At 56.9% G+C, this 11,988-nt stretch carries 11 protein-coding genes and 2 pseudogenes; 9 read left to right on the plus strand and 4 right to left on the minus strand.

The genetic code is table 11. From position 1 onward, the window contains the following. The 9 genes and pseudogenes from JFT80_RS18050 to JFT80_RS18080 all read left to right on the plus strand — a co-directional run. On the plus strand, nucleotides 1-1,207 hold a 1,207-nt coding region (locus tag JFT80_RS18050), incomplete at its 5' end, for an ArgE/DapE family deacylase (protein WP_201148789.1). After that, nucleotides 1,120-3,993: an OprD family outer membrane porin gene (locus JFT80_RS18055; protein WP_201148790.1), complete on the plus strand. Its 2,874-nt coding sequence runs from the start codon at nucleotides 1,120-1,122 to the stop codon at nucleotides 3,991-3,993. The genes JFT80_RS18050 and JFT80_RS18055, both read left to right, overlap by 88 nt. 117 nt (nucleotides 3,994-4,110) lie before the next feature. Beyond that, nucleotides 4,111-5,451 (plus strand): amidohydrolase, encoded by a 1,341-nt coding sequence (locus JFT80_RS18060; RefSeq protein WP_242482983.1) that lies wholly within the window; start codon nucleotides 4,111-4,113, stop codon nucleotides 5,449-5,451. Then, nucleotides 5,451-5,588, plus strand: a complete 138-nt coding sequence (locus tag JFT80_RS24510; protein ID WP_242482984.1) for a hypothetical protein — start codon at nucleotides 5,451-5,453, stop codon at nucleotides 5,586-5,588. Before JFT80_RS18060 ends, JFT80_RS24510 begins: the two co-directional genes overlap by 1 nt. Nucleotides 5,589-5,641: 53 nt before the next feature. After that, a pseudogene (locus tag JFT80_RS24915) lies at nucleotides 5,642-5,692 on the plus strand (hypothetical protein); the annotation flags it as partial. A gap of 40 nt (nucleotides 5,693-5,732) precedes the next feature. Beyond that, nucleotides 5,733-7,052, plus strand: a complete 1,320-nt coding sequence (locus JFT80_RS18065; RefSeq protein ID WP_307833110.1) for a flavin monoamine oxidase family protein — start codon at nucleotides 5,733-5,735, stop codon at nucleotides 7,050-7,052. A 10-nt stretch (nucleotides 7,053-7,062) separates the two neighbouring features. Next, complete coding sequence (locus JFT80_RS18070) at nucleotides 7,063-7,455, plus strand: cytochrome c (RefSeq protein ID WP_201148791.1); 393 nt, start codon at nucleotides 7,063-7,065, stop codon at nucleotides 7,453-7,455. Between the two features lie 78 nt (nucleotides 7,456-7,533). Next, nucleotides 7,534-7,989 carry a RidA family protein gene (locus tag JFT80_RS18075; RefSeq protein ID WP_242482985.1) on the plus strand — a complete coding sequence of 152 codons (456 nt, stop codon included), beginning with the start codon at nucleotides 7,534-7,536 and terminating at the stop codon, nucleotides 7,987-7,989. A 71-nt stretch (nucleotides 7,990-8,060) separates the two neighbouring features. After that, nucleotides 8,061-8,948, plus strand: coding sequence for a LysR family transcriptional regulator (locus JFT80_RS18080; RefSeq protein ID WP_201148793.1), 888 nt, complete (start codon nucleotides 8,061-8,063; stop codon nucleotides 8,946-8,948). 116 nt (nucleotides 8,949-9,064) lie between these two features. Here the strand turns inward: JFT80_RS18080 and JFT80_RS18085 are convergent. The 4 genes and pseudogenes from JFT80_RS18085 to JFT80_RS18100 all read right to left on the minus strand — a co-directional run. Further along, nucleotides 9,065-9,248 (minus strand): annotated as a pseudogene (locus tag JFT80_RS18085) (biopolymer transporter ExbD); the annotation flags it as partial. A gap of 67 nt (nucleotides 9,249-9,315) precedes the next feature. Continuing rightward, the gene (locus JFT80_RS18090) at nucleotides 9,316-10,446 is read right to left on the minus strand and encodes an OprD family porin (protein ID WP_201148794.1); all 1,131 of its coding nucleotides are present in this window, start codon (nucleotides 10,444-10,446) and stop codon (nucleotides 9,316-9,318) included. A 261-nt stretch (nucleotides 10,447-10,707) separates the two neighbouring features. Then, on the minus strand, nucleotides 10,708-11,097 hold the full coding sequence (locus JFT80_RS18095) for an MFS transporter (protein WP_307833111.1): 390 nt from the start codon (nucleotides 11,095-11,097) through the stop codon (nucleotides 10,708-10,710). Further along, the coding region (locus JFT80_RS18100; protein ID WP_201148796.1) for an MFS transporter at nucleotides 11,030-11,988 on the minus strand (959 nt) is incomplete at its 5' end. The genes JFT80_RS18095 and JFT80_RS18100, both read right to left, overlap by 68 nt.

Raw genomic sequence — 11,988 nt, forward strand, 5'->3', positions numbered from 1 at the left:
CGAGCTGGTATCCCACGCCTCTCTGATGGGTGAAGAACAATCGGCGCAGAGCGTAATGGAAAGAGTGTTCGCCGATGACCTCGAACTTGAAGTTCAGGCGCTGACGATCGACGAAAGCCAAATCAAGGATCACCCAGGGTACTCGCCATCGCTGGTTTCCTACGATGGTCGAGTCAACGTGATCGGCACGCATCGGCCATCAGTGGTGCAGGGCAAGTCGATTATTTTCAATGGCCATATAGACGTGGTTCCAGTAGGGGATGAGCGACTATGGGCCCGGCCGCCTTTCCAGCCATGGGTCGACGGCGACAAGCTGATTGGCCGCGGCGCTTCGGACATGAAAGCCGGCATCGTCAGCTACATCATGGCGTTCAAGGCGTTGAAGCGACTGGGCTACGAGCCGGCAGCCAAGGTCATTCTGCAGTCGGTGATTGAAGAAGAATGCACTGGGAATGGCGCGTTAGCCTGCCTGGTCGCCGGACACACTGCCGACGCTGCCATTATTACCGAGCCGACCGCAGGTTTGATGACGTGCCAGATGGGCGTGCTCTGGTTGTCCCTGGAAATTAGCGGCAAACCAGCACATGCGGCCCAAGCGACGCAGGGCAGTAGCGCGGTAGATTTTGCATTGGCGATGTTCGCCGGCCTCAAAACACTTGAAAGCGAGTGGAACGAGCCTGCAAGCCGGCATCACTGCTACAGCCACCATCCTAAACCGATCAACTTCAATTTAGGCAAGATCCAGGGTGGTGAATGGACGTCTTCAGTACCGTCGATGTGCCGTCTGGATATCCGCATTGGGTTTTATCCGGAAAAAACCGTGGAGCAGATCAAGGCTGAGGTCGAAGCTCGACTCGAAGCATTGTTCCTGGCGCATCCGGTTCATCTGTCTGCTCAGTACCACGTCACTTATGGCGGATTTCAGGCGCAGGGTTGTGAGATCGATATGAACCAGCCTGTGATCACCTCGCTACAAAAAACCTATGCCGATGTGATCGGTGAAGCAATCCCCCTGGTGACGTTCGAGGGCGCCACCGACGCGCGGTTTTTCAACTTGTACGGTGGGATTCCCGCAACGTGTTACGGCCCTGTCGGCGGCTCCATTCACGGCATTGACGAATGGGTTTCGATCGACAGCATGATGGATGTCACAAAGGTTCTAGCCGTGTTCATCGCACGCTGGTGCGGCCTCAACCACGCCCAATAAAAAACAAAAAAACGCTTAAGTCCAAGTTTCTGCCTGCCATCACAAAAATTATAAGGCGTTCAGTTATGCATAAGGTTCGTTCGGCACCTCAGGTGGCCGGGTCGCTCGCGGCCGCTCTTTTTCTAGGTTCTATGGGAGTTCAGGCCAAGGAAACCGGCTTTGTCGAGGACAGTTCGCTGATACTCAATACCCGAATGTGGTACTCGCACGAAATCGGCAGAAAGGACACCTACTTTTCCGCCCAGACCTCTGAAGGACGCAGGCCCGTTAGGGACCGGACAGCTTGGCTGGAAGGCTTCAAGCTCGACTACGTGTCTGGGTTTACCCAAGGCATGCTCGGTTTTGGCATTGATCTGTCGGCCTATGCTGCCGTTGCACTGGAGCGCAGCAAGCTGGCGACCGCAGGTGGTAGCAACCGTTTGCTAGTCGACAAGGATGGCAATGTAGTTGATGACTGGAGCAAGGTCGGTGTCGCGGCATTGAAATTCAAGGTGTCCGACACGGTGCTTAAAGTCGGCAGACACCAGGTCAAGACTCCCGTAATGGGGTATTCCGACACCCGAACTCTGCCTGCGGCATTCGACGGGGTCTCGCTGGAAAGTCACGACATTGCAGGCTTGACGATCAAATCCGGGTACTTCGACCAGGCAACCCCGCGAACCGGTGCCGGCAGCCAGGACTTGACTCCCAGTTTCGGCTCACGGCTGGTCACCAGTGACTGGGTCGCTTACGCCGGTGCCGACTACCTGGCCAGTAATGGCTGGCGCGCCAGCGCTTATGCCTCGCGTTTCGAAGACATCTGGGACCGCGAATACCTTGGGCTGGGACAGAAATTCAAGTGGGGCGAGATCACCACAGATGTCCAGTTCGACTTCTACAACACCCAGTCCAGCGGCCGGGAAGTGGCGGGAACCATTGACCAGCAGGCGTATGGCCTGAGCATTACCCCGACCTACAAGAACCATACGTTGAAAGTCGGACTGCAGCAGATCAAGGGGGATGAATATTTCGACTATGTGGCCGAATCCAATGCGATCAATCTGCCGAACACAATGCTCTCGTATTACAACGGGCCCAATGAACGCTCATTCCAAGTCAACTACAGCAACGATTTCACGGCGTACGGCGTCCCGGGCTTCAAGACCATTCTCTGGTACATCAAGGGGTGGGGCATTGATGGCACTGACTATGATGGCGGCCGCAACGGCATCTATTCCTCCGTCCTCAAGCAGAGTGATGAAAGCCACTACGAAGTTGGAACCTTCGTCAGTTATGTCGTCCAGTCCGGACAGCTGAAAGGGGTCAACCTACTCAGCGGATACGCCTGGCATCGCGCGAGTGAAAATCAGATCGAAGGCAACCTTGAAGAATTTCGCCTGATAGTCAACGTGCCGTTCAAAATTTTTCTGAAGCGACGCCGCTCGAAAAAACCTATAACAGCTAAGAAAAACGGAGTACGAATGAAATCCACCACACTCCCTGTGCGATCGACTGACGAGGCGGGATCTATCCCGGTGAGTCTCGATGCGGCGCAGACACGCAAAATCGTGATCGCGGCCTATATCGGTACTGCCCTGGAGTGGTACGACTTTTTCCTGTTCGGCACCGTGGCGGCGATCGTATTTGCGCCGCTGTTTTTCCCTGGTGACGTCCCGGCTATCTCGATCATGGGAGCATTCTTAAGTTTCGGCGTTGGTTTTGCTGCCCGCCCCCTGGGAGCAGTGATTTTTGGGCATATCGGTGACAAATATGGGCGTCGCAGCGCATTGGTCATCACCGTGATGATGATGGGATTGGCCACGACCATGATCGGCTTTTTGCCGACCTACGCCACGGCCGGTATCGTCGCCCCGATTTTGCTGACTATCCTGCGTGCCGTACAGGGTATTGCTGCCGGTGGTGAATGGGGCGGCGCGACATTGTTGGCGATCGAGTACGCACCACCGAAAAAGCGCGGCTTGTACGCTGCCATTGTGCAGCTGGGTTCGCCGACGGGCACCTTACTGTCGTCAGGTGCCGTCGCCCTGGCCGCTTCTTTGCCAGGTGATGCGTTCCTGGAATGGGCGTGGCGCGTGCCGTTTGCGGTGTCCATCGTATTGGTTGCCGTAGCGCTTTGGTTGCGCTGGAAAGTCGAAGAGACTCCGGCTTTCCAACGTCTGGCCAGTGAGAACAAAACCGAGAAAATGCCGGTGCTCGAACTGTTCCGCCAGGTTCCTGGACGGCTCGTGCTGGGCATCGCCACCTACCTGTATTGCAATGCCGGTTTCTTCATCATCACCGCGTTCATGATCAGCTATGTCACCAAGACGCTGAACTTGCCCAGCCACGTCATCCTCACGGCGCTGACCTGTGGAGCGGTCATGCAAATGATCACCCTCGTGGTGTCCGGCAAGTTGGCGGATCGCATTGGCTCGACGCAAACGGTGATCATCGGCTACATCATCACCCTGGCCCTGGCTTTTCCGATCTTCTGGCTGGTTGATACCCGTGAACCCATGTACATCAACCTTGCGATGATCCTCGGCCTTGGGTTATCAACCGTGGCCTACGCCCCCATCGGCAATGTCCTGACTCGGCTGTTTCCCGCGCACTTGCATTACAGCGGTCTGGGGTTGTCGGCCAACCTTTCCGGCCTGATCGCAGGGTTCATGCCGGCTCTGGCCACTGGGTTCCTGATGTTGTCGGATGGCAAGTCATGGGGGCCAGCGCTGCTCCTCAGCCTCATCGCCGCCATTTCGCTGAGTGCCACCGGTCATCACGTTATTCGTAACTCGCCATCAGCCTGACTGAGTTTTCCTCGGGGTAATTGGCAGCACGCCAATTACCCTTTTTTCAACACGTACGGCTTCTCTAGGTTTCGCCAAGGGCGGGAGAGGTGTGCCTGTTCGTTAAAGAGAGTTTTCATGAAATCCATCTATCCACTGCTGTTCGTTTCAATGCTGGCCGCTGCACTCACCAGCGCTGCACAAGCCAGCGTGCCCGATGACTGGGTCAAGGCCGCCGCCTTGCTGGAAGAGCCGGCGGTCATCGCACTGCGGCACAAAATCCACCAGCACCCCGAGCTCGGCAACCAGGAATTTAAGACGTCCAAGCTGGTCGCTGATCGCCTCCAGTCGCTTGGCATTGATGTCCGGACTGGCGTCGCTAACACCGGAGTTATTGGTGTTCTCAAAGGTGGCAAGCCAGGACCGGTAATGGCCTTGCGCGCGGACATGGACGCATTGCCAGTGCAAGAACCTGCAGGTCTGGCCTTCGCGAGCACGGCACGAGCGCAATATCAGGGCAAAGAAGTCCCAGTGATGCATGCCTGTGGGCACGATGCCCATACCGCAATGTTACTGGGGGCGGCGAAGCTGTTGGCCGATCACCGGGAGCAGATTGCGGGTACCGTGGTGTTCGTGTTTCAGCCAGCGGAGGAGGGTGGCGCGAACATCGACAACTTCACCCAGGGCGCCGAAATCGGCGCACGAAAAATGATCGCCGAGGGCGTGCTGGACAATCCGAAAGTCGACGCCATCTTTGGTTTGCACGTCATGGCCGGGCTGCCGAGCGGACACATCCGCTATAAACCTGGGCCGACCCTGAACAGTGCCGATGGCCTGCGCATTACCGTAACCGGACGCCAGGTGCATGGATCTATGCCATGGAAAGGCGCGGATCCGGTAGTTGCCGGTGCGCAAATGATCACTGCCATGCAGACGCTCATCAGCCGTCGCGCAGACCTGAGTCAAGGCATGGGCGTCGTTACAATTGGTGCAATCAACGGCGGGACGGTCGGCAATATCATCCCGGAAACCTTGTCGATGCTGGGCACGGTGCGCACCAACAACAATGAGATCCGCGACGGCATCCTCAGTCAATTGCCGCCGATGATCGAACATGTTGCCCAGGCTAATGGGGTTACCGCCAAAGTCGAACTCGCGGAGTACGCGCCGGTGCTGATGAACGATAAGCGCCTGACTCGCATGATGGCGGCCTCGATGAAAAAGGCCGCTGATGGCAACGCTAAACTCACCCCGAACTTCTCTCCCGCGAGTGAGGACTTCGCCCATTACGCGAGCAAGGTCCCTGCGCTGTTCGTGTTCCTCGGAGCAACTTCTCCGGACCAGGACATGCTCAAAGTACCCGTCAACCACAGCCCGTTTTTTACCGTTGACGATGCCACGCTCAAAACCGGTGTGCGGGCCCATGTCGAGTTCATTCTCAACTATCCGCTGATCGCGGGTTTGGGGGGCAAGTCGTGATGATCGATCAAGCCAAAGTGACACGCCGCACGCTGCTGCGGTGGATAGGCAATACGGCCGGTGCTGCCGCAATGTACCAGGCCATGAGCGCCTTGAGCTTTGCCGGCGAGTCGACCTATGCGGGGATTTTAAGCTGAGCCAGGCACCGAAAGGTTCGACAGTGCTGGTCCTGGGTGCTGGTCTCGCGGGCATGACGGCTGCGTATGAGCTGCGCCAGGCCGGTTACAAGGTCAAAGTCCTGGAATATAACGCCAAGGCCGGAGGCCGTTGCTGGACCTTGCGTGGCGGTGATCGCTTCACCGAATTGGGGGGCCGTCCAGGAGTGCCGCTTCGATCCGGGCCTGTATTTCAACCCGGGGCCTTGGCGAATTCCCTACCATCACCACGCCATTCTGGATTACTGCAAAAAATTCGAGGTCAAGCTCGAGCCCTTCGTGCAGGTGAACCACAATGCGCTCGTGCACAACAGCCAGGCGTTCGCTGGAAAGCCCAAGCGCTACCGCGAAGTCCAGGCCGATTACCAGGGCCATATTGCCGAGCTGCTGAGCAAAGCCGTCAACCAGGGCGCGCTGGATCAGGAAGTTACGGCCGAAGATCGGCAAAAACTTCTTGAAAGCCTGCGGGTCTGGGCTGGCCTTGATGGCGATAATCAGTACCGCCAGTCAACGACTACCAGCCTGCGTCGCGGCTTTGCCGTGGATGCTGGTGGCGGCCTGATGCCGGCAGCCCAGCCCTCGCCAATCATCGAGCGTCAGGCGCTGCTGCAGTCAGGGATGTGGCTGTACCTGATGGTCGGTCAGTTGCATGAATTCCAAACCACCCTGTTCCAGCCAGTGGGAGGGATGGACATGATTGCCCAGGCGTTCGCCCGCGAACTGCAGGGGGTAATCCAGTTCAATACCAAGGTTACCCGCATCCAGCAAAACGCCCAGGGTGTGACTGTCACCTGGGAAAGTAGCGAGGGTGGCCAGCCCCGGCAGGAGCAGGCGGATTGGTGCGTTTGCACGCTGCCGCTGTCGATCCTGAGCCAGATCCCGATCGACTGCGGCGCGCCGATGCAGGCAGCCATTCGCGCGGTGCCATACAACGCTTCGGTGAAAATCGGCTTGCAGTTCAAACGACGGTTCTGGGAACAGGACGAACATATCTACGGCGGTGTGAGTTACACGGACTCACCCATGCAGCAGATCGGTTACCCCAATTGCGATTACGGCAGTCGTGGCAAAGGCGTGTTACTGGGTGGCTATCTCTGGGAGAACAACAACGCTTTCGAATTTACTGCCATGACACCTGAAGAGCGCATCAGAAAAGCTGTCGAATACGGCGCTCAAGTTCACCCGCAATACCCAGCCGAGTTTGACAACGGCATCGCCGTCGGCTGGCATCGTGTGCCTTGGAGCAATGGGTGTTATGGAGCGTGGACCGAGGCATCGCGGGAAGCTCACTACAACAATCTGTGTCAGATCGATGGTCGCCTGGTCCTGGCCGGGGAGCATGTCTCGCACCTGCCGGCCTGGCAGGAAGGCGCCATCCTTTCAGCACAGGATGCGATCACCCGTCTGCATGCGCACATTGTCGCCCGTGCAAGCGCGAAGGTCTGAGGAGCAGTAAATGAAACGACGTTATTCAGCCTTACTGTTGATCTTGTTGGCGAGTGGGCACGCGCATGCGCTGGACCCGCAAGTGTCCGCTCCGGGCAAACATTTTGAGCAACGAGAGGGCGAGGGCCTGTTCAAGGCCATCTGTCAGGGGTGTCACATGGCAAAGGGTCAAGGTGCGCAGGGTGCTGGCGCCTATCCGGCTCTGGCAAACAATCCGCGGCTGTCTGCGGACGCTTACCCGGTGTTCATGGTGGCTCAAGGGCAGGGCGGTATGCCTGCCTTCAAGAGCTTCCTCGACGACGAACAGATCGCTTCGGTAGTGACCTACATCCGCACGCACAACGGCAATGCATTCAATGAACCGGTAAACATGGCAACGGTAAAAGCACTGACCGGCCGCTGAACTGACCACAAAAACTGAGGGAAACCGATGCTTCTTAACTCTATCCATCAGGCGCTTGGCGCCACTCTGGGACTATTTATGCTGCTCGATCAGGCCAATGCCGGTGAATTGATCCGCCACAAAATTCCCAATACTGATTTTCCGGTCGCATTGGCGATTGAGATTCCGGCAAACTCCACGTTGGTGAATTTCAGTGGCGCGGTGCCCGCGGTTATCCATGCCGATCAGGATAAAAACACCGTCGCCGCCTATGGCGATACCCAAGCGCAAACGGTAAATGTACTGCAGGGTATCGAAACGTCGCTGAAGAGCCTTGGTCTGGGCATGGCTGACGTGGTGAAAATGCAGGTGTACCTGGTGGGGGATCCGGCGAAGCAAGGCAAAATGGATTTTGCCGGTTTTATGAAGGGCTACACCGGCTTTTTCGGCACTGCACAACAACCCCTCCTGCCGACTCGTTCCGTGTTTCAGGTGGCCGGTCTTGCCAACCCGGGGTATCTGGTTGAAATAGAAGTCACCGCGGTTCGTCCCTGAACGAGTGATACGCTGAGAGCGCGGTCATCAAGCTGCGCTTCATTTCTCGAATGCACAATGGTACAGGTGCCATGAACTTACGCCGTGTCGAGTGTTTTCTCGCCGTAGTCGATTTTGGTACGGTTACCGCTGCCGCCCCGCAATTGCATATGGCCCAGCCGGCCCTAAGTCGTCAGATACAGAGTTTCGAAGGCGAACTAGGCTTCAAGCTGTTCGATAATCAACGCAATCGACTGCGACTGACACCCGCTGGCCGTGAGCTGGTGCCTTTGGCGCGACGACTGTTGAGCAACGCACGGTCGGTAAAAGCTGCGGCACAGAGCTGGTCGAAGGGGCATATCCAGCGCCTGCATTTGGGCGCTACCTATGCCACGATCGCCGGTCTGATCGCGCCTTTTATCAGCACGTTGAAAGCCGAGGATCCATTGATCCTCACCCATGAGTCGTCGCATTTCGGTTTGCACGAACTGCTGCATAGCGGGATGGACATGGTGGTCTCGCCCGTCACTCCGCAGCAAGATTGCGCCACTTTGCAATTAGGCCTGGTGCCGCTTCGAGCCTATGTGAACAGCGACCATCCTTGGGCCATTAAAAAGATGAGCAGGGTTACGCTTGCTGAATTGGCGGATCAGCCCCTGCTGTTGCCTAGCAGCTCCAGTGTCAGTCGGATTGAGCTGGATCTGGCAATGACGCGCGAAGGGTTGCGGTATATCTCAGTCGAGGAGTGCGACCAATCGCCCATTATTCAGGCATTGGCGGCCAATGGACGCGGGGTGGGAGTGGTGACTGATCTGCCGCGCTACGGGCTACATGGTGTGCTGATCCAGGCATCGGCACGGACACCGGAGGTGAATCTCGGGGTGACTCTGCATGCCGCATGGGATCGTCAGCATTACAGCACTCTGACGCTGGAAAGCCTGGCGCAGCGCCTTAAGGCTTTCTTGCACAGCATCCATTAGCTGGTTGTAGGCTCTTCCCGAGCGATTGGCATCAGAACCATTGCGTCGCACCCCTCGGACGAAGGTTCTGTGCATGACGCTTCGTGATCTGGTTGTTTGCTCGCCGGTATGACAAAGCTTACCACCAGCGGATCCTTCTGCTCTACCGGCGCCACGGTTTCGGTCTTGGGCAGGTTGATCGGGATGGCGCTGGTCAGCACTGCGGCGGTCACGATAAACACCACCAGCATCACATCCACATAGAGGTGTCACGTTGATCTCGCTCAGCACCTCATCACTGTTTTGCACAGAGATGACCAGATGAGGCCGCCTGCTTCATTTTCTGCGTACCGCTCTGAGCTGTAACAACGGTGGCGCCAGACAGGGATCACCATAGTGCCAAGGTGTAACCGAGGATTATTCGGTTCTCATCGACAGCGGTGGTCAAGCCATTGCCAGAGCGAAACGTCACGTTGCGCCAGCGTATGCTGACGTCCTTTAATACCCCGCTCTGGATGACATACGCGATATCGGTGTCGCGCTCGCGCTCTGTGCCGTTATCGAGACTGGCGGTCTTGGCGTGACGGCCGTGGGTGTAACGGGTCATAAAGGTCAGGCCGGGAATGCCTTGGGCTGCGAAGTCATAGTCGTAGCGCAGTTGCCAGGAGTCCTCGTCTGCTCGGGTGTAGGTGTTGTAGGTCACCAAGTTGACCACGTAGGGATCGCCACCGTTGAGAAACGGGAAGGCGCTGGCTCCGGACAACTGCTGCCAGGTGGCGCTGACTTTGTGCGCGCCCTGGGCCAAGGTGAACATGCTGTTGAAGTTGCGGTTGTCAATGCGCCCGGCGCGTTCGGCGCCGTCGCCGCGGCTGTCGAAGTAGCGCAGGTCGCTGCGTAGGCTGAAACCATTACCCAACGGCTGGGTGTGTACCAGACCGACGAACTGCTGGCGATAGATCTGATCGAGCTTACCGTAGTAGTAGCTTAGGTTCAGTTGCGGGTTGAAGGCGTAGCTGCCACCGGCAAAATCGAAGTGATCGCTGCTGGCGATGCCGTAGCCGATGTCGTCATTGCTCGACGAGTCGCGCAGATTGGTTTTGGTCAGACGTCCGGTATTGACCGTCAGGCCGCTGATTTCCTGGCTGGTCAGCAAGCCGCCCTGGAAAGTGGAGGCAAGCATACGGTTGTCATTATAGGTCGCCACTGGTAGCAGCGGTTGTAGGGTACCGATTTTCAGTACGCTTTTGGATACGCGCCATTTGCCGGTCAAGCCCAGCGTGCTGAACTCGTCGACCGGTTCGTGGCTGTCGGTGCCATATGGCAGCAGACCGGTTCCCCGCCGGTCAGGGCTGGAATCGAGCTTGACCCCCAATTTCCCGAGGGCATCAAGGCCAAAGCCGAACGTGCCATTGGTGTAGCCAGACTCGATTCGCGCCGTGAAGCTCTGGGCCCATTCAGCGGCGATGGATTGCGGGGCATTGTCCTGACGGAAATCGCGTTTGAGGTAGAAGTTACGCATTTCAATTCGGGCCTTACTGTCATCGATAAAGTCAGCCTTAGCGGGGGAGAGAGCGCGGGTGCGCTAATTATGATCATGACCAACATCAGTTTTTTACGGGCGTGAATGTATGCGGGATTCATTATTTTTATTCCCTTGAAGCAGGCTGTTTTTCATTCAGGAAGGTGGTGAGCCAGTTTCCGGCTCACCTCGATTCTTCGGAGCGAACCTTTAATGGTCGCCCTTTGGGTATTAATTTAAAAACGGCGCCACCTCTCTTCTCTAGTGCGCATTGGCAGTAGCCAAGCGAGCGGAGCTTTTCTTGCCAGGTAGGTGACTGCGTACTAGCAACAACGCGATGACGGCGGCGGCCATGCCGGCGCCGAGCATTACCAGGAAGCCTGGGAGGCCGCCAAAAGTGATTACAGCCGCTCCAATGAAGGCACTCAAAATGCCCCCCATCCTGCCGAATGCCAGGGCTGTAGCCATGCCAGTTGCACGAACCTCTGTCGGATAGACATGGGCGCACAAGCCATAGAGCGAGGTCTGTACGGCGTTAACAAAGAAACCGTGGACGCCAAAGCCGGCAATGACTAAACCCGCGTTATGACTGATATCGAGGCCCAACATCGCAAAAGCGCTCAGGGCGGCTAGGGACCCACAGATCAACAAAGGGACGCGTGACCCAAATCTGGTGATGGCATAGGCGCAAAATAGCGAACCTAGCACCCCCCAAGTTATGGGCTGCCAGGGCCTGACTGGCCAGCGCCATTGACAGGCCCTCGGCCGATAGGACGGCCGGTAGCCAGTTGAAAGCGCTATACAGTGATAGCACGACGCTGAAAAATGCCAGACATATGGCGATAGTGTCCCGCGCGAAAGCCGCCTGAAACAGAGCTTTAAAGCCTAACCTCTTAGATGATGGACGTTCTGCACTGTCGGCGAACTCAGAACTCTCTGAGATCGTGTGCCCCATGCGTTTTAGAATATGGATAAGTTCGGGCCAGCGTCGTTGGTGGCGCGCCAAATAGCGAGGGGACTCGGGCAGAAACACGAAGAGCAGCAAACTTAACAATACGGGCATTGAACCGCCAACCCAAAACAACCACTGCCAACCATGGCGAGATAGAACCCAAGCAGCAAAAAGTCCGGCGATCATCCCGCCGAGAGGGAAGCATACGATGGTCAGGGTTATAGCCATTGTGCGCTGACGAGCAGGGGTGTATTCGGCGGTGAGAGTGGCAGCGCAAGGCAATGCTGCGCCAATGCCCAAACCTGCTATAAAACGCAAAATCGTGATGCCCTCAACGTTCGAGGCAAAGCCGATTAGGATAGTAGCCGTGCCAAATAGCAAACAGCTGGTCGCTAGCACTCTACTTCGTCCAATGCGGTCTGCCAGACAACCACCGCAAGCCATGCCTATAGCCATACCAATTAGGCCAGCTGCTAATACCGAGCTAAACGCGGCGCGGGAGACACCCCATTCCTCCATCAATTGGGGGATGGCGAACCCGATCAGCTGTGAGTCGAAACCATCAAGAATTATCGCCATTGCGGCCATGA

The sequence above is a fragment of the Pseudomonas sp. TH10 genome (assembly GCF_016651255.1).
GTDB lineage: Bacteria > Pseudomonadota > Gammaproteobacteria > Pseudomonadales > Pseudomonadaceae > Aquipseudomonas.